The following is an 18,241-nucleotide window of genomic DNA, read 5'->3' as shown; positions in this document are numbered from 1 at the left end:
GCGAACCCGCCTGCCCACCGGCCGGACGTCGCCGTTCCCGTGCAGGGATATTCAGTGGGGTCAGGGAGCGCCCGTCAGGCACAATGCCCGCGATGATCTCCACTGCCGACCAGCTGCTCGCCGCCCTCGAACCCCTGCCGCACGCCGCCCGGCTCCGGTTCACCGCCGTCACCGCTCACCGGCTCGCCGCCCGAGGCGGACTGCGGCCCCTGCTCACCGCTCTGGCCGCGTGCGGCCCGTACGAACGCCGCTTCGCCGCGCTGGCGGCCCTGACCGGCGGAGAGCTGGATCACCTGGTGGCAAGGCTCGGCGACCCGGACCCCGTGGTCCGTCGGTACGCGCTGCGCGGCGCCCGGCGGCTGCCCGTCCCGGACGCCGCCGTCGAGGCCGCCTACGACGACTCGCCCGCCGTGGTCCGCGCCGACCTCGCGCGGCTGCTGCGTGACGGGCGAAGGCCCGAACTCGCCGAGCGGCTCGTGCTCCGGGTGCGCGGCGAGTACGGCGACCGGGACGCGGCGCGCCTGCTGCCGGGTTGCTCGACGGAGTTCACGGCACGGCTGCTGCCCGAACTCGCCGGGGCGCTCGCCTTCGAGGACTGGAGCGCACTCGCCGTACGCCACCCCGCCGCCGTCCTCGACCACGCGGAGCGGGAACTCGGGGGCATACCCCGGCGGTTGCGCGACCTCTGGTGGAGGCGGCACGCCGCCGGAATCGCCGCAGCGCTGCCCGCCGCACCGGGTCGCGCCCTGGGCCTGCTGGAGCGGTACGGCCCCGACAACCTGCCCGGTCCGCTGCACGACCGGCTGGGCGACCTCGTCGCCGTCGACGCCGAGCGCGTCGTGCGCTGGTTCGCCGCCCCCGACCGGACGGCCGCACGGTGGGAGCGGACCCCCGGCCGAGCCGTCATGCGGCAACTGGTGGCGGCGGACCCGCCCTCCCTGCCCGGGCTGGGGGCCCGGTGGTTCCACCGGGAGGCCTTCGGCGTGCTGCTGCGGGCGATGCCACCGGGCCGCCGGGCCCGCTTCGTGGACGCGGTCGTCACCGCGGGAGATCCGCGCGGGAACGTCCGCGCGCACGCGGGGGTGATCGCCCAGCTGCCGCCCTCGGAGCGGCACGCCCGGGCCCGTACCGCGATCGATGCGATCCGCGCCGAACCCCATGAGGGCTGGGACCTCTGGGGCCTCCTCGCCCTGCTGCCGCCCGCCGAGGCCCGCCCCGAGCTGCTGGCCGGCCTCGGTACCGATGACGCCGACGAGCGCGGGACGATCTGGTGCCAGTTGATCGCCAACGCCGGCCACAGCCGTGATTCGGGACAGATCGCGGAGGTCCTCGCGCTGGCCTCCGGCCGACTCGCGAACGAGCGCGACCCCGTACGCGAGGAAGCGCTGTCCGCGGTCGCCGGCCTCCCGGCTCCCGCGCTCCTGGCAGCCCTCACGATCCGCGCGTCCGCCGGGGGTCGCACCGGATCCGCGTCCCTGGAACGGCTGTGCCTCGACGGCCTGAGGGCCAGGGACTGCTCGCACGCGACCCGGGACACGGTCAGGACGCTGGCCGTGACGCTCCTCTCCCGTGCCACGGAAGGGCGCGCCGCCGACGGCGCGGCCACCACGGAAGCGCCCGCCGACGCTGTCGGCGCCACCGCCCTGCTGACCGCCGTCCACCTCGTCGAAGCCCTGACCGCGCACACCGGAGCGGTACGGCTCGGAGGTCTGGGCAGCCTGTTGCGCGGCGGCGGTGCGGGTGCCGTGCTCGGCGCGATCGGACCGTGGCTGGACCGGGCCGCCGCCTCCGGCGACGTCGCGCCGCTGCTCTCGCTGGTCAGGTCGGCCGGACGCCACGCGTACCGTGTCCCGGACCTCCAGGAGCGTCTTGAACGAGCCCTGAGCGCCTGCCCCGACGGGGTCTTCGGCGAGGTCGCCGCGGCCTGGCTGGCCGATCCGGCGTCGCGGGGCGACCGCGTGGCCCGGTTGCTGGCGCGGGAGCCGTCCGCGGCCTTCGTGCCCCAGGTGCTGGCCGTCCTCGCCGCCGAACGCACCGACCTGCTGGACCGCGCCCTGCTCGGGACACCTCCTCCGGGCGGCCGGTTCCCGGCGGCCGGCGCTCCCCGGCCGCTGCCCCCGTTCCGGTACGCCGACCGGTGGCTGCCCCGGCAGCAGGAGGCCGCGGTCCGGCTGGCCGCGACCGTCATCGCCGATCCCGGCCGGGGTCTCGACGAACGCGCGGCGCTGCTCCGTGCGGTGGCCCCGGTGCCGGAGCACGGCAGGGCCCTCCTCCGGCGGTACACCGCCCCGGTGCCGAGCATGCCCGGGCGCGAATGCACGGCGGATCCTGCGACCGACGATGTCGGGTCGCCCTTGACGGCGGCGGCTCTGGACGCGGCCGCCCACACCGACGACCCGGCCTCGGCCCTCGGCGCCCTTCTCGACCACGCGGGCGACGACCGGGCGGCGGCCGCCTGGTCCGCGGCCGCCCGCGCCGCGGCCCACGCCCGTCCCACCCGGGTGGCCGCCCTGCTCCATGACGCCCTGACCCGCGAGACCGGGGTGAAGGTCACCGTCCGGAAGGCGGCCGCCAGGCTCGCCGCCCGCCATCTGCCCCCGGGGGCCGCCACCGCGCTCCTGTCCACCGTCGGCCGCGCCCCGGGCATCCACCGGGACGTGCACGCCACCGTCGTCGGCCTGGCCGCGACGCTGCTGCCGGACGAGCGGATGTGGGCCCTGCTGGAGTCGGCAGTGGCCGACGGCCCCGAGGCCGCCCGGAACGCGGTCCTGGACCTGAGCCCGGCGGAACTGGCCCCCGCCCACCGGTCGCGGTACGGAGAGCTCGTCGCCCGGCTGGCCCTCGCCCCCGAGGAACAGGCGGCGAACCAAGCCCTGTACGGCCTCCGCGACTGGGCGCTGTACGCGCCCGCCGCCGGCCACGCCCTGACGGACGTCTACAGCGACCTCGACTCGCCCCTCAGCGTCTATCGGGCGGGGTACGGACTGACGGAGCTCGCCCAGTCCGGACTGCCCCATCCGATCGGTGGCGTGGCGCCCGGCAGCCTTCTGCACGACGTCGTGGACCGTCTGCTGGTGCTCATCGCGGCCGGCGAACCGGAGGGCGGCGGGCGCGGCGGTGATCTTCCGGCGCGGCGTCGCCTCGACTCCCTCTTCGGCTCGACGATCCGGGACCCTCGGATGTGCGCGGTCCTGGCCCGGCAGCTGGCCGCCGAACCGGCGGCCACCGCCACCCGCACCGCCCTCCTCGTACGGGCGGTCGATCTGGAGGCGGCGGAGCCCGAACTACTGCTCTCACTGCGTGAGTTGACCGCCGCGATCGAGGGCCGGCCCGTCCTCGCGGCTCGGGTGGCCGAGGATGTGGAGGAGGCGCACCGGTACGGCAGGCCGCTCGCCGACCCCGCCGCCGCGCTGACCGCGGTCCGCGTTCTGAGCGGCGACGGCGGCCTGGTGGAGGGACTGCTCGCCGTCGGCCTCGCCTCGGCCCTCGGCGCCCGCCTGGACTGGCCGGAGCGTTGCCGAACGGCCGTCGTGGAACTGCGCCGCCACCCGGAGTTGGAGGTCCGGGAGGCCGCGTACGCCACGGTCCTGGGCGGCGGCTGACGCGCCGCGGGCGCCGGCTGAACCCGCCGCGGGCGCCGGCGGGAAAATGGTTCGATCAGCCATGGCCGCGCGGTCTAGGGTCAGCGACGTGGCAACGAAACTCAATCAGATCATCGCAGTGGAAAAGGGCGTCAAGTCCCGGGCGCACCAGGACCTGACGGCAGCCCATCACGGGCTGCAGAAGCCCGCGTTGCTCGCCGGCATCTCCCGCACCTACCAGCCGAAGGACGAGGAGGGCGAGCAGCTGCCGCCCGAGTCCACGCTGGTGCAGGTGAAGGCCGAGGACGTCCTGCGCGACACCGCGCGGGCGCTGACCCGCCTGTTCGATGTGACGGCCACCAAGGACTGGGCGAACTGCGAGGCACGCGCCGACATCACGGTCGACGGGCGCGTGCTCGTGGAGCGGGTGCCCGTGGGGTACCTCCTGTTCCTGGAGAAGCAGCTCACGGACATCAACACCTTCGTGCGCAAGCTTCCGGTGCTGGACGCGGCGGAGTCGTGGACGCAGGACCCGTCGACCGATGCGTGGAAGACCGAGGTCGTGCGCACGGTCCGGACGAAGAAGGTGCCGCGCAACCACGTGAAGGCGGAGGCGACGGACAAGCACCCGGCGCAGGTCGAGGTGTACTACGAGGACGTGCCGGTCGGTTACTGGACCACCGTGAAGTTCTCCGGTGCGCTGCCGGCCCGGCGGGTCAACGAGCTGCTGGAGCGGGTGGAGAAGCTGCAGCAGGCGGTGAAGTTCGCCCGCGAGGAGGCGAACAGCGCCGAGGTCACCGACCAGCGGGTCGGCGACGCCGTCTTCGGCTACCTCTTCGGGTAGCCGGGACACCACAGACTCCCCGGCCACAGAACACGGCCGGGGTGCGCGAGGAGCGCAAAGCTGAAGCTGAGCCTTGTCGTGACATCCGCGGTTCCAGTGGAGGTTCGAGTCCTCCTCCCGGCACTTCCCGCCGGGATGGCCCAACCAGGCAGAGGCAGACCGCGGTCAATCTCAGACTATTGCTCCAGACTCAGCATTCGCCGCTCATCGCCGGATCGACCGGGCCCGGGCCCTGGTGCGTCGAAATGCCAGTTCGAATCTGGTCCGCCGAGCTCGATCGGCGGTGGTCCAAAGGCAGGACGCGACGCAATGACGAATGACCCGGGTTCTCAAGTGTGCCGGCGTGTGATGTGAGCGGCATCGACAGGGTCCGGGGGCAGGCTACGCCCTCGGACCCGCTCCTTTTCCAGACCTGCGGCTCTCGTGGTCAGCGCCGTTGCGCGGGCACGTGCTCCGGACCCCTGTGGTGCGTGCAGCCCTGCGAGGGGTGACGGGGAACGAATTCTGGCGCAGAAAAGACTGGAGAATTGACTGGGGGCCGATCGTCGGACAGTGAAACGCGCCCGAATCATCGTCCCCCGGTTCTCATGTGTCAGAACTTCGTGCTGCACTTCATCGGGTACTCGTTGCCGACGAAGGAGACGCAGACGCGGTAGTAGTAGCCGCCCCCGCCCAGCATGTTCGACCAGTCGACACCGCCCGTGGTGGACGGGACCCGGATGCTGAGCGAACGGATCAGCTTGCCGGACACGTCGTACTTCTCGATGTAGCCGAAGGAGTTGTAGACCGAGTTCGAGGAGTTGTTCGTCACGCGGACCCAGGCCGCGGTGCACCCCATCGACCAGCGCAGTTCGGCCTTGCGGCCGTTGTTGTCGATGGTCCGTTCCGTGGAGACGTTCGCCGTCTCGCAGGCCGTGGCCTTCGGGCCCTGGTTGTCGCAGCCCGCCCCGCTACAGCTCGCGGCGAAGGAAGTGCCGGCCAGGGGAACCATGCTCATCGCGATGACGGCCGAAGAGACGGTCGCGGCACGGGTCAATATCTTGTTCACGTGGACTCCGATTTGAAATCAAGCCATGCGGGCACTTATGTGCGGCGCCGGATGATCATAGGAGCCGAGCGTCGGGCTGGCAATCATCACCGATGGCGAAAGCGAGATTTTCGGTCGAAGTTCGAGTGAAGGGCACGCGAGTGAATGGCAAATTTAATCACCCTTTGCGCTGTTTCCCCGTTTACTGCCCTTGCTCCGGTATGGCCCCTCATGATGCCGCTCGCCTTTATGAGGTAGGGGCGAGGAGCAGGAGGAGATGACTGGAGCGGTACCTCGGTGCCGTCGCGCAGGACGAGTGAAGGAGCGCCCGGCCCGAACGGGCCCGTCCCCCGAAGGCTGGTGGTCACCTCACTCGGCGAGCACCAGGGGACGGAAGGAGTCGGCCCGTGCCGCGGAGCCCTGCGGCGACGGCACCGACCACCTTCCGGTCGCTCACGAAGTGCGTCGCCTCATCTCGTCCTGTGCCCTCTGCGCGCTCCGGTGCACCTTCTCGATCCCCTCGCGGGCCGCGGCCGCCATCCGGTCGGCCTTTCCCTCCCACTCCAGGCGTGAGTCGCCGGTCGCCTCGCCCGTGGTCTCCTTGATCTCGCCCTTGACCTTCCCCACGGTGCTCTTGCGCATGATCGGGTTCCTCTCTCGTGGTGCTCAGCCGGCCCGGCCCTCCAGGGTGCGGACGATCGCCGCCGAGAAGGCGTCGAGGTCGCGAGGTCTGCGGGAGGTGATCAGCGGATGGCCACCGGAGGTGTCGACGACGACCTCCCGGTCCACCCAACCGGCGCCCGCGTTCTCGAGGTCCGGGCGGAGCGACGGGTAGGAGGTGAGCTCACGGCCCCGGGCCAGACCGCTGTCCACCAGGAGCCAGGGGCCGTGACAGATCGCCGCGACGGGCTTGCCGGCGGCGGCGAACGCCGCCAGCAGACGCCGCGCCCGGTCGTCGGTGCGCAGCCGGTCGGCGTTCACCGTGCCGCCCGGCACGACGACGGCGTCGTACTCCTCCGCGTCGCCGACATCGGCGAGGGTCGTGTCCGGCATGACGTCGGCGCCCGGCCGCCGGTCCGACACCAGGGTGTGGACGGGTTCGTGCCGCTGGGCGGCGACCGTCACGCGGGCGCCCGCCCCGCGCAGCACAGCGACCGGCCTGTTCAGCTCGTCCTGCTCGGTCCCGTAGTTCGTGGTGAGGACGAGAACGCTCATTCCGTCGAGTGTCACGTCGTCGCTCCTCGGCGCCCGGCACCGTGCCGGGCCTTCTCCCGGGCTGCTGCCCCCGTCGCCGCGGTTCATGCGACGGGGCCAGGTCCCACCCGGCTGTGCCACGCCTGGGACACGCGGTGCCGGGTAGCCGAGAAGATGTCGCGGAGTGAGCGAGTCAGTCCGTTCCCCGTCGTGCCGATACGTTCCTGCGGCGTTCGACCGCGCGCTGCAGGAGCCGTATCAGGCATACCGCGGTGACCACCCACACAGCGGCGAAGAACCAGATCGGTGCGGGCGAAGAGGACGCGGCGGCGAGGCCGAACAGGGCCACGCAGGCGATGCCGAGGACGGTGGTGCACCAGCCGAGCCGATTCCGCAGGGCCGCGCCCCAGGCGCCTCCCGCACCCTCGTGCCGCCGTGCGTGCGCGAGACCGAGCGTACGCAGCCGGCGGTTGAGGGATTCATCGCCCCGAAGGCCCTCTTCGATGCCTTCGAGGATCATCCGTTCCTGGTGGGTGAGCTTGGGATCGTGCATGACGAACTCCCGTCGAGCGGTCCGGTCACGGTCACGTCCAGGTGGCACGCGGACTGAGTACCGGACCATGTTCCCCGACTCGCCCGCGCCCGGGAATCCCCGCGCACGATTGTTCGCGTTCATGCGTGACCCACGGGACACCGACTACGCGTCCGCGACCGCCACGGGTGTCTCCTTCGACGAATCCTTCGGCGACGCCTCCGACTGCTCCGACGCCTCCTTCGGTGAGCGTCCCAGCGCGCGGATCGCGGGTACGGCGAGCATGACGCCGATGAGGGCGATGCCCATGACCGAGGAGAACAGCAGCACCCGATCCGCGCCGAAGGCGTCCGCCGCCGGGCCGGCCAGGGCTCGGCCCAGGGGGATGACCATGATGGAACCGGCCACGTCGTAGGCCGAGACACGGCTCAGGACCGCGAGGGGAATGTGGGACTGCACGCTCGTCGCCCACATCACGCCCCAGAAGGCGAAGCCGCAGCCCGCCACGACCCCGGTCAGAGCCGTCACCGTGAACGACCAACCGAGGGCCGGTGCCAGGGGGTTGAGGGCGAAGAAGAACATCGCGCAGGCCCCCGCGACGAGCGGGCGGCGCGGGCGGACCCGCATGCCGAGCAGGCCGCCGATGATGGTTCCGGCGCCGTCGGCCGAGGCGATCCAGCCGTAGCCGCCGGCCCCGTGCTGTTCGGTGAGCAGCGCCGCGCCCAGCGGCAGGGCCGGGCCGAAGACGAAGAGGCCGTACACCGCCCATACGGCGATGACCCCCCAGAGCCAGGAACGCGACCGGAACTCGTGCCATCCCGTGGCCAGCCGCTGCCACATCGGGTCGTCGCTCTCGTCCTTGGCGGTGCTCAGCCTGCGCAGCGGCGCGAGGCCGAGCGCGCTCAGCGCGTACGCCGCCGCGATGACCACGAAGGAGCCCGCCACGTCCCAGTAGGCCACGAGGAGACCGGCGACGCCCGGACCCAGCAGGGTGCAGATCGCCTCGGAGATCCGCAGCAGCGCGTTGGCCCGCTGGATGTCCTCGGCGACCTGGGGGACCAGGCTCGCCAGACCCGGCTGGAACATCGCGGTCGCGGCGCCGCTGAGCGCCAACAGCGCCATGATCTGCCAGAGTCGTATGTCCGTGGCGATCAGCAGTACGGCGAGCGCGAGCATGGCCACCATGCGCACCACATCGGCGCCGACCATCATCACCTGCGGGGTGAACCGGTCGGCGAGCACGCCGCCGAACAGTACGAGCAGCACGATCGGCGCCATCCACGCGGCCAGCGCGTATCCCACCCCGGCAGCCCCGTAGCCCGCGCCGAGGACGGCGGTCGTGAGCGACACCATCAGCATGCCGTCGGCCAGCAGCGAGGTGCTGCGGGCCGTGAAGAACAGCCGGAAGCGACTCGACCGCCACGGGCTGGGGGGAGAGCCCTGCTCCTGCTGCGCGGTTACCTCATCCATCGTCATGTCACATCCGCCGGTCCCGGCCGGTCCCTTCCCTGAGAATCTGCTGCCGGAGCCAGGCGCTGCTCCGGTCCGCCTCCGCCGGCGGGTCCTGGACGATCACGTACCGGCGCGGTGCCAGTACTCCGGGGCGGCCGGGGAGCGCGTCCATGAGTGCGGTGTGGGCCTCTGCCGGTGTCAGCGGGGTGTCACCGGCGGCGATGTACGCCGTCAGGGCCCACTCCTGCGGCACGCTCTCGTTCGGCCCGTCCACGGTGACGTGGACGGGCAGGCCCCCAAGGGCCTCGCTCAGCGTCTCCGCCACGAGCGGCGGCGAGGTCCAGCAGCCGTCCACCCGGCACCATCGCGGCCCGCGCTCGACCGGACGGACGCCCGTCACCTCGGTGAGCGAAGCGAGGGGTACGTCGTCCGTGGCGGCCGTCTCCAGGAGCCGTACCAGACCGGTGAGGAAGCCCTCCGCCTCGTCCCGCTTGAACAGCGCGGGATCCACCCACGTGCTCAGATGGATCAGCGGCTCCGTCGCGTAGACGAAGGTCAGGATGCGGGTCGGCAGCACTTGCTCCGGTCCCCAAGCCAGTTCCGGTTCCGGGCTGTCGGCCCCCTCCGGCTCCGCGCCCGTGCCCCTCTTCGGCTCCGCGTCCGACGACTTCTCATCGCTCGGGCCCGCGATCGAGGCGACGGTCGAGGGCAGGGTGCTGACGTCGTTGAAGACGACATCGCGCGCGAACCGGCTGCCGCGCTCGAAGGTGGTCTCTCCGATCGTGTCCCAGAGGCGGACCGCGTCGAACCGGCTGTGCCGGTACGCGTTGAGCGCGGCTCCCCAGGCCTTCTTGAGCAGGGCGTCGAAGGTCGGCACCCGGACGTCGAGGGAGAGCAGCGCGTCCTGGGACAGGGTGTTCACCGAGCGGGCGAGCCGGGAGTGGTGGCGGTTGGCGGTGGGGGCGGCTGCCACGCACGTCGTCTGCTCCGTACGGTGGGCGACGAGTACGCACCACGCGGTCAGGAGCACGGTGGACGGCATGGCGCCGGTGCGTTCGGCCACGAGCGCGAGGGCACGTGCCGCCCGCCGGGACCGGAGGGTGAGCTGCGGGGCCCGCACCTCGGTACCCTCGGCGCCCGGTTCCGCGAACATGGCCTGGGGCCCGGTGCGGATGATCCGCTCCCAGTACCGCAGTGAGGCCTCGGACTTGCGGAGCCCGGCCGGGGTCGTCTCCTCGGTGGCGAGGTCGAGCGGGGTGAGGAACGTCGGCGGGGGGAGCGTGCCACCGGCGAGCAGGATCAGCCACTCCTCCTTGAGGACCGCGAGGGCGCTGACGTCGGCCACGGCGTGGCTCGCCGCCATGGCCACGAAGACGGGTTCCCCGGACACGGCGACGAGGGAGATGCGGAGGGGGAAGTCCCGGTCCAGGTGGAAGCGTTCGGCGCGGGCCCGGCGGGCCAGCGACTCGGCGTACCCGGCGGCGTCTCCGGGCAGCTCCTCGTGGTCGAGGACCGTGACCGTGAACACTCCCTCCGCCGCGACCACTTGCTCTCGGGGAGGGCTTCCGGGCGCGCTTGCGGGGGCCTGCGGGAAGGTCGTGCGCAGTGCTTCGTGCCGTACCGCGAGCGCGCGCAGGGCGTCGAGCGCCGCCTCCGTCCGGGTCCCTTGGGGCACCGGCCACACGTCGTGGATGTTGATGTGCTCGGGCTCGTCCCGCAGCATGCAGCGGATCATGTTGGCCTGCCCCATGGTGACGGGGCCCCGGCGCTCCTCGCCGCCCGCGTAGGCGACCGTCAGGGTGTGCTGGCTGTCCGGGGGGCGGTGACGGTGCGGGCTCATGCGGTGCCTCTCGCGGACTCGTGAAGCGGCTCGGGGCGGGAGCGCGCCCGGCTCGCGCGGGTCAGGGCCTCCCAGGCCTCGGTCAGGAGGGCGAACTCCTCCATGTCCTGCCGGGCCTCGTCGAGGAGCTGTTCACGGAGGGAGGCCAGGACATCGGCGGCCGTGGTGTAGCGGCTGCCGAGGGCGCGGTACGAGCGGTCGAGGACGGCGAGCCGTTCGGCGTTCTCCGACCGGTCCACGCCGGTGCCGTCCCTGACGAATCCGGCGACGGCGGACGCCCGGACGTGGCCCTCGGTGTCCAGCAGTGCGTCACCGGCCTCCTTCATCGCGGCGTACACGGCGTTGAAGTGGGGCGCGGAGAGGAGGAACTTGGCGAAGCGCAGCTGGTAGGTGAGGAAGCCGCTCTCGGAACGGCGTTCGCGCGTATGGAAATTGACGATGTGTCGGTTGTGGAGGACCCCTGGGAGCCCGGCGTGCTGGACCAGGTGGATGAGGAAGTAGTCACTGCCGATGGTGTCGGTGGCGGGCGGCAGGGGAACCCGGCCGTACACCTCGCGGTCGAAGGCGATGTTGCACATGTCCACGCGCATCGGGCTGACGCTCATGAGCGTGGTCCGGTCCCCGGTGTACGCGGCGGTCCCGGCGCCCCGGAAGGACTCCGCGATCAGGTTCCTGCGCCAGATCTCCGGGTAGCCGTCCGGGATCGACAGGCCGACGACGTCCTCGTAGACGACGGGGTCGAGGCGGCGGATCTCCTCGACGTCCACGGACATCTCGCCGACGAAGGAGCCGCCGACCAGGGCCACCGGCCGGTCCGCGTACGCGGGGTCGAGCCTGCTGCGGGACACCAGGCCGGCCACGTCGGCGGCCCGCAGCCCCAGCGTCGACAGCTCGTGGTGGAGCGGAAAGACCGGCTCGCCGTCCAGGCACTGGTAGCGGCTGTCCGAGTCCCGGCGGTGGACCGACGTACAACCGAGGGCCTCCGCGATGAGGAAGGCCCGGTTGGTGCACGCTCCGTAGGAGACCCGGTCCGGCAGCATCAGACCGAGCACACGGTCGGGCGCGGTGACGCCGGACCGGGCGATCACGTCCCGAAGGAAGGCCCGCTGCTCGTCCTCGTCGAAGTGGTGCACGGTCACGCCGGGGACCGCGGGCAGCGAGGCCACTGCCTTCCGGTGTTCGGCGAGCACCGTCGCGTCGGAGGAGTCCAGGACGAGGAGACGTACCTCGACGCCGAAGCGGCGGGCACCGTACGCGGCCTCCTCGGCCACCGCCCGGAGGGTGTCGGCGCAGGACCGGTTGGTGGGGAGGGTCAGGCAGACACGGCGCACGCCGGCTCCCCGCCCTGGCCGGAGACGCCCGACCTCTCGGCCTCGCCCCGGTCCTTCCACGAGGTGAGTCCGAGCAGTCGGCTGCCGAGTTCGTTCAGGGTGGCCGTGGGGTACCGCTCGGACTCGTGGAGTACGGGGTCCCCGACCAGCGTGCGGTTCCAGCGAGGGGTCCGCAGGTGGCGCCAGGAGTCGACGCGGGAGCGCTTCAGGCGCTCGTGCTCCTCGAGGGCCGGCATCATCGACAGGTACTGGACCGCCCGCACCTGGTCCCGGGAGACGTTGCGCGCGACGCCGTGGGCGAGGAGGCCGTTCCAGATCAGCAGGTCACCGGGGTGCAGGTCGGGGCGTACGACGGGGTACTCGGTGCGGTCCACGGCGGGGCGGAGGGGGTCACGGTCGGCCGGCTGCCCGAACTTCCACTCCTCGAACCTGCGGAACAGCTCCGGATTGCACTGGAATCCGCCCGATTCCGGCCGGGTGTCGTTGAGCGCGATGATCCCCTGCACCCGCTGCGGCGGGACCCCGAGCGTGGTGTCGATGTCCCAGTGGAGCTCGATGTCGAAGCCGCGGTCGGTGGGTTCGATCAGGGCGCGGTCACGGTTCCCGACGTTGGGCGGGTTGAGGTTGAGCCGGTCCTGGGTGACCCACAGCTCCTCGCAGTCCCACACGTCCACGAAGGCGTCGTACACGCGCTGGGCCTGCCGGTTGTCCCAGAGGAGCTGGTGGTGGTACGCCTCGACGAAGCCGTAGACGTGCAGCTGCTGGTCCAGTTCGGAGCGGAACGGCCGGTCCTCGTACCAGCTCTCCGGCCTGTCCGGATCGAGGCCCTGGAAGTCCCAGGTGAAGTCGAGGAGGCGCTTCGCCGCCTCCGCGGGGATCGCCTCCCGGACGATCACGTAGCCGTACGTCTGCCAGTGGGCGAAGTCCTCCTCGGACAGCACCCTCAGCGGCTGGGACTTCTTCAGCTCCCGCAGAGTGGTCTGGGCGAGATAGGACTCGCCGTCCGCGCTGAAGTACGGCAGGTCCGAGGCCGCCCGGTGGAGATGGGGGCGGCGGCGGGGGCGATGGGGTGCGGGTGTCGTCATGCGGTCCCTCCAGCGGGAGTCGGGGAGGCGGTTCGGCTCGGCTCGGCGGCAGCGCGGGCCGGGCCCGGAGCGCGAGGAACCCCTCGTGGAGCACCCGCGGGGCGAGGGGCCGGGCGTCGTCGGTGGCCACGTCGTTCAGAAGAATTGGTTTAGACCATAGCCGCTGTCAAGTGTCATCTCAATATGCGGAGTTGTGACGTCTTCGCGATCCGGATGTGACTCGGACATACTCCACGCCCCGGCGGCTTTGGTCTAGACAACAGCTGCGCGGCTGGCTTAGTGTCCCCCTGCGCAGTCCGGTCCCTGACGGGACATCAGCCGGTTGTTCGCTGCTGCGCGCTGCGGTCAACGGCGACCACATCCAGGGACGTTCGTACGTACCCGCGTACACGAAGAAACGTGTACGCGGCACTGCGACGACGCCGCAGCGAATTCGTTCCGACCGTCCGGCCGACACCCTTGAATGTTCGCCCACGCCCAGAGGGAGCGGTTTCCATGAGCACACCCAGCACCACGGCCCTGCCGGACGGTGGCCTGAAGAGCCCCGGCCCGGGCCTGATCACGCTGGACCCGGTCCGCACCGCGCTCCTGCGCGGACTGGACGACCTGCTCACCGGACTCGCCGCACGGCTCTCCGCGCCCGAGGTCGTCGGCCCACCGCTGCTGTCCGTGGACGGACTGTCCCGGCTCGACTTCTTCCGCAACTTCCCCCATCTCGGCGTCTCCGCGGGGCGGTTCGCCCCCGACGCGCTCGACGGGCTCGCGGCCGGAGGGACACCGGGGGAGCTGCCGCTGCAGCCGACCGGCTACCTGCTGCCGTCCGCCACCTGCTACGGACTGCTCCTCTCCCTCGAAGGCCGTGACGTCGGCGAGGCCGGCCTCCGCCTCTCCGCCGCCGGACGCTGCTTCCGCAACGAGACCCACTACGACGGGCTGCGCCGCCTGTGGGGCTTCCACATGCGCGAGGTCCTGTACCTCGGCACCAAGCAGGGCTCGCTCGAGCACCTGGAGACGGGCGCCGAGTTCATCCTTGAGGCGGCGGCCCTCCTCGGTCTGGAACTGAACAGGGCCGTGGCCGACGACCCGTTCTACGACAAGGGCGGCTCCCGGGCCCGGCTGATGGCACTCGACCCGGTCAAGCACGAGTTCTGCGCCCCCGACGGCACGGCCATCGCCTCGGTGAACCGGCACCGCAACTTCTTCGGCGAACGGCTGGACATCCGCGCGGGCGAGCAGGGCCCGGCGTACAGCGCGTGCGTCGCCTTCGGCATCGAACGCTGGGTCCACGCCATGATCCTCACCCATGGCAGCCCCGAGCGGGCCCTGGACCGGCTCCACGACGCCCGCCGGTGACCCGGCTGCCCGGCGCACCCACCCACACCCTCACGTGACCCCGCACCACCAGTAAGGAGCGACCCCTCCCCATGGAACGCATCGCCGAGTGGCTTCACGAGAAGAACCCAGGCCTCGACGGCCCGATCGCCGACGACGAGGACCTCATCGAGGCGCGTCTCATCGACTCGATGGACTTCCTGGAGTTCATCGACCTCCTGGAGGAACTCTCCGGGAACACCATCGACCTCCAGGAAGTCACCATCGACGACTTCCGCACCCTCGGCCGCGTCCAGGAACGCTTCCTGAGCGCCGCCGCCGGCTGACCGCCCGCCGACGGTGACGGACGGTCCGGGGCCGGCCCGGGACACGGCCCTCGCGGTCGTGGCGACCACCCGGGAGGTACTGGCCCATCCGGACCTGGACGAGGGCCTGCTGACGTCCTGGGAACTGCGCCGCCTCGCGGGGATACGAGTCCCGGGCCGCCGCGACGACGTGATGGCGGCGCGACTCCTCGTCCGCCTGTGCGTGGCCCGCTACACCGGCCTGCCGCCGGCCGCGGCGGACCTCGCCCAACTGTGCCCCGAGTGCGGTCGGCACGGCCACGGACGCCCGTATCTGCGCGACCGCCCCGGGGTGGGCGTCAGCCTCAGCCACGCCGACGGCCTGGTCGCGGCGGCCGTCGGCCCCGACGCGATCGGCATCGACGTCGAGCCCTCGACACGCCGGCCGGGCCCCCTGCGCGTCCTCCGGCGTCTGCTGCCCGAGGCGGAACTCGCCGAGGCCGTCGCCCACCCTGACCCCGACCCGGCGCTGCTCCGCCTCTGGGTCCGCGGGGAAGCCCGGCTGAAGGCCGGCCGGGACGACGACCTCAGGCTGCTGGAGTGGACCGACGGGGACCGCGGGGCCGTCGCGGCGGTGGCCGCCACGACGGGGACCACGATCTTCTCGGTCTGACGCGATGCGGCGGCGTGCTCGGCTGCCCCGGCCTTCCCAGGCTTCCCCGGCGTTTCCGGCTTCCCTGGCCCTCCCGGCTTCCCCGGCCTTCGCAGGCTCCCGGCCTGCACTCGGCTTTCCCGCCTCCCGGCCTCCCGGCTCGGCTTCCCCGGCCTACGCAGGCCTCCCCGCCTCCCGGCCCCCTCGGCCCGGGCGCCTCCGCCTCAGCCTCTACCCCAAGGGGTCCCTCCCTGTCCCTCCGGAAGGTTCCGGGTGCTCCGGCCCGTGGCCCGGTCGCTAACTTCCAAGCGGCCGGAAACCACGTTCGTCACGCTCCCCACCCGGAGGTCACGTTGACCGCGCAGCGCCCCACCCGCAGAAGCATCCTCAAGTCCGCCGGAGGACTCACGGCCGCGATGGCCCTGGGCGCCGGAGGCGTCCTCGCGGGGGCTTCGGCGGCCTCGGCGGCCGGCGACGGCTTCGGTCTGCGCATCGTGGACCGCAACGAGAGCGACCACCGGATGTGGTACTACCGCTTCGCGACCGACGCGATCGGCTGGAACCCCGCCGTGAACGTACTGCTCCCCGACGACTACCACTGGAGCGGCCGCACGTACCCCGTCCTCTACCTCTTCCACGGCGGCGGCACGGACCAGGACTTCATCACCTTCGACCGCGAGGGCATCCGCGCCTGGACGGCCGGCAAGCCGATCATCGTGGTCATGCCGGACGGCGGCCACGCGGGCTGGTACTCCAACCCCGTCAGCTCCAACGTCGGCCCCCGGAACTGGGAGCACTTCCACATCGCCCAGCTGCTTCCCTGGGTGGAGGCGAACTTCCGTACCTTCGCGGAGTACGACGGCCGCGCGGTGTCGGGGTTCTCGATGGGCGGCTTCGGCGCCCTGAAGTACGCGGCCAAGTACTACGGCCACTTCGCCTCGGTCAGCGCCCACTCCGGCCCCGCCAGCCTGCGCAGGGACAACGGTCTCGTGGGCCACTGGGCCAACGCCTCGGCCGCCGCCCTCGACCTGAACGGCGGCACGATCTACGGGGCCCCGTTCTGGGACGAGGCCCGGGTCAGCGCCGACAACCCGGTGCAGCGGATCGAGAGCTACCGCCACAAGCGTGTCTTCCTCGTGGCCGGCACCAGCCCGGACCCGATCAACTGGTTCGACACCGCGAACGAGACCCAAGTGCTCGCGGGGCAGCGCGAGTTCCGCTCCCTGCTCGGCAACGCGGGGATTCCCCACGAGTGGTACGAGCTGCCCGGCGGTCACTTCATCCGCCACGACATGATGCAGCGCGACATCGACGGCATCATCGGCCGACTCCGCAAGGCGTGACCCGCGCGCGCTCCCCGCGCCGTCACCGCGACCATCCCACCCACCCCGAGCCGACCAAGGGGAGGAGCGTCCCGTGCTTCTGGGACTGTCCCCACTGACCCGCCTGTCCCCACCGCCCCGCTCGTCACTACTGCCCCGCCTGTCACCGCTGTCGCGACGTGCCGTGATCTACGTTCTCGCTGTCGTCGCCGCGCTTCTGCCGGGCCTGGTGGCCACGACTCCCGCCGCCGCCCGGACCGCCACCTCCGCAGCCGCGTGCCCGACCACCGGAGTGGTCACCCAGCCCTATCACAGCGGTCACAACGGCGTGGACATCGGCGACGACCTCGGCACGCCGATCTACGCCGTCGGCGACGGCGAAGTGACCATCTCCGGCTACGTCGGCGACTACGGCCAGTGGATCCGCATCCAGCACGCCGACGGGAGGATCTCCGAGTACGGGCACATGTACCAGCGGGACGTCTCCGTCGGCGACCACGTCGTGGCCGGCCAGCGGATCGCCCTGATGGGCTCCGAGGGCAACTCGTCCGGCTCCCATCTGCACCTGCGGATCTGGGGAGACCCGTCCGCCTCGTACGGCATCGACCCCGAGCTCTACCTCGCCGAGGGCGGCATCACACTGCCCTGCGTCCCGGGCACCGGCGGTCCGCCGCCCAGGCCGCCGCTGGTGTACCCGGCGGAGTCGGGCCGGGTGGTGTCCGCGAGGTCCGCGGACGGGCGCCTCGAGGTGTTCGCCGCGGCTGCCGACGGTGTGCACCACGCCTGGCAGCTGCAGTCCAACGGCAACTGGTCCGCGTGGGAGTCGCTCGGCGGTCCGGGCAACGCGGAACTCGCCATCGCTCCGAACGCGGACGGTCGTCTGGAGGTGTTCGCGCTGAACGGGAGTACGTTCCAGCACCGTTATCAGCTGTCTCCGTCGGGTGGTTGGTCGAGTTGGGAGGCCTTCGGTGGGGGTGGTCGTGATGTGGCGGCGGGTGTGAATGCGGACGGCCGGATCGAGGTTTATGCGTCTGGTCCGGTGGGGTTGTTCCATCGGTATCAGGGGGCTCCGAACGGTGGTTGGTCGGAGTGGGAGTCCGCTGGTGGTGGTCCTGCCGACAGTCGTGTGGAGATGGAGAAGTCTCCGGACGGTCGTCTTGAGGTGTTCGCCATGAACGGGAGCACGTTCCAGCATCGGTACCAGACGGCTCCGAATGGTGGCTGGTCGCAGTGGGACACGTTCGGGGGCGGTGGGCATGACGTGACTGTCGATCACAATGCCGATGGTCGCCTGGAGGTGTTCGCCTCGGGGCCGGTGGGTGTGTTCCACAAGTATCAGACGGGTCCGGCGAGTTGGTCGGAGTGGGAGCCGACCGGTGGTCCTGCGAACGCGCAGCTCAGTAGTGAGCGTACGCCGGACGGTCGTGTCGAGGTGTTCGCGATGAACGGGGAGACGGCGGTGCATGCCTGGCAGACCGGGGTCAACGCGCCGTACAGCGAGTGGGCCACGTTCGGCACCGGCGGCACGGAGGTCACCGCCACCACCAACGCGGACGGCCGCATCGAGGTCTTCGGCACCAACCCGACCGGCACGTACCACCGATGGCAGACCGGATTCTCGTCCTGGTCCGAGTGGGGCTGGGTGAACAACACCGCTGGTCCTCCCATGAACTGACCCGTCGTCCGACCGCCGCCGAAAGCCCGACCCGTGCTCGGCCGCGCCCCTGTGGCGCGGCCGGCCACGAGGGCCCTCTGGAGAGACGAG

The 18,241-nt window shown here is 71.8% G+C and carries 15 protein-coding genes and 1 pseudogene; 8 read left to right on the top strand and 8 right to left on the bottom strand.

The features are described 5' to 3' along the window. Positions 1-92: 92 nt before the first annotated feature. From OG259_RS05150 to OG259_RS05140, 3 genes and pseudogenes are all read left to right on the top strand, one after another. Positions 93-3,602, top strand: coding sequence for a hypothetical protein (locus tag OG259_RS05150; protein ID WP_328941097.1), 3,510 nt, complete (start codon positions 93-95; stop codon positions 3,600-3,602). 88 nt (positions 3,603-3,690) lie between these two features. Next, positions 3,691-4,425 carry a DUF7873 family protein gene (locus tag OG259_RS05145; RefSeq protein WP_328941096.1) on the top strand — a complete coding sequence of 245 codons (735 nt, stop codon included), beginning with the start codon at positions 3,691-3,693 and terminating at the stop codon, positions 4,423-4,425. A gap of 35 nt (positions 4,426-4,460) precedes the next feature. Further along, positions 4,461-4,548: pseudogene (locus OG259_RS05140) on the top strand. Positions 4,549-5,017: 469 nt separating this feature from the next. Here the strand turns inward: OG259_RS05140 and OG259_RS05135 are convergent. The 8 genes from OG259_RS05135 to OG259_RS05100 form a co-directional block, all read right to left on the bottom strand. Beyond that, the gene (locus tag OG259_RS05135) at positions 5,018-5,473 is read right to left on the bottom strand and encodes a DUF2690 domain-containing protein (protein ID WP_328941095.1); all 456 of its coding nucleotides are present in this window, start codon (positions 5,471-5,473) and stop codon (positions 5,018-5,020) included. Between the two features lie 432 nt (positions 5,474-5,905). Continuing rightward, a complete protein-coding gene (locus tag OG259_RS05130) occupies positions 5,906-6,094 on the bottom strand; it encodes a CsbD family protein (RefSeq protein ID WP_328941094.1) in 189 nt (62 codons plus the stop codon). A 24-nt stretch (positions 6,095-6,118) separates the two neighbouring features. Further along, complete coding sequence (locus OG259_RS05125) at positions 6,119-6,667, bottom strand: DJ-1/PfpI/YhbO family deglycase/protease (RefSeq protein ID WP_328946998.1); 549 nt, start codon at positions 6,665-6,667, stop codon at positions 6,119-6,121. Positions 6,668-6,839: 172 nt separating this feature from the next. Continuing rightward, complete coding sequence (locus tag OG259_RS05120) at positions 6,840-7,199, bottom strand: hypothetical protein (protein ID WP_328941093.1); 360 nt, start codon at positions 7,197-7,199, stop codon at positions 6,840-6,842. A 144-nt stretch (positions 7,200-7,343) separates the two neighbouring features. Next, on the bottom strand, positions 7,344-8,654 hold the full coding sequence (locus OG259_RS05115) for an MFS transporter (RefSeq protein ID WP_328941092.1): 1,311 nt from the start codon (positions 8,652-8,654) through the stop codon (positions 7,344-7,346). Position 8,655: 1 nt separating this feature from the next. Beyond that, entirely contained in the window at positions 8,656-10,470 is a 1,815-nt protein-coding gene (locus tag OG259_RS05110) for a condensation domain-containing protein (RefSeq protein ID WP_328941091.1), read from the bottom strand. Further along, entirely contained in the window at positions 10,467-11,801 is a 1,335-nt protein-coding gene (locus tag OG259_RS05105) for a DUF6271 family protein (protein WP_328941090.1), read from the bottom strand. The genes OG259_RS05110 and OG259_RS05105 overlap by 4 nt, the downstream gene beginning before the upstream one ends. Next, positions 11,783-12,886, bottom strand: a complete 1,104-nt coding sequence (locus tag OG259_RS05100; RefSeq protein ID WP_328941089.1) for a phytanoyl-CoA dioxygenase family protein — start codon at positions 12,884-12,886, stop codon at positions 11,783-11,785. The genes OG259_RS05105 and OG259_RS05100 overlap by 19 nt, the downstream gene beginning before the upstream one ends. 495 nt (positions 12,887-13,381) lie before the next feature. Between OG259_RS05100 and OG259_RS05095 the strand changes: the two genes are divergently transcribed. From OG259_RS05095 to OG259_RS05075, 5 genes are all read left to right on the top strand, one after another. Next, entirely contained in the window at positions 13,382-14,239 is an 858-nt protein-coding gene (locus OG259_RS05095; protein ID WP_328941088.1) for a hypothetical protein, read from the top strand. Between the two features lie 71 nt (positions 14,240-14,310). Beyond that, complete coding sequence (locus OG259_RS05090) at positions 14,311-14,544, top strand: acyl carrier protein (RefSeq protein ID WP_328941087.1); 234 nt, start codon at positions 14,311-14,313, stop codon at positions 14,542-14,544. Between the two features lie 13 nt (positions 14,545-14,557). Then, positions 14,558-15,175, top strand: a complete 618-nt coding sequence (locus OG259_RS05085; RefSeq protein WP_328941086.1) for a 4'-phosphopantetheinyl transferase family protein — start codon at positions 14,558-14,560, stop codon at positions 15,173-15,175. Positions 15,176-15,507: 332 nt separating this feature from the next. Next, positions 15,508-16,497, top strand: coding sequence for an alpha/beta hydrolase (locus tag OG259_RS05080; RefSeq protein WP_266899708.1), 990 nt, complete (start codon positions 15,508-15,510; stop codon positions 16,495-16,497). A gap of 163 nt (positions 16,498-16,660) precedes the next feature. Further along, positions 16,661-18,151 carry a peptidoglycan DD-metalloendopeptidase family protein gene (locus OG259_RS05075; RefSeq protein ID WP_328941085.1) on the top strand — a complete coding sequence of 497 codons (1,491 nt, stop codon included), beginning with the start codon at positions 16,661-16,663 and terminating at the stop codon, positions 18,149-18,151. Positions 18,152-18,241 lie beyond the last annotated feature (90 nt).

Origin of the sequence: Streptomyces sp. NBC_00250, assembly GCF_036192275.1 — a bacterium.
In the GTDB taxonomy this organism is placed as follows: domain Bacteria; phylum Actinomycetota; class Actinomycetes; order Streptomycetales; family Streptomycetaceae; genus Streptomyces.
The sequence above is the reverse complement of the archived record's forward strand: the minus strand, read 5'-3'. Positions and strand labels throughout refer to the sequence as shown.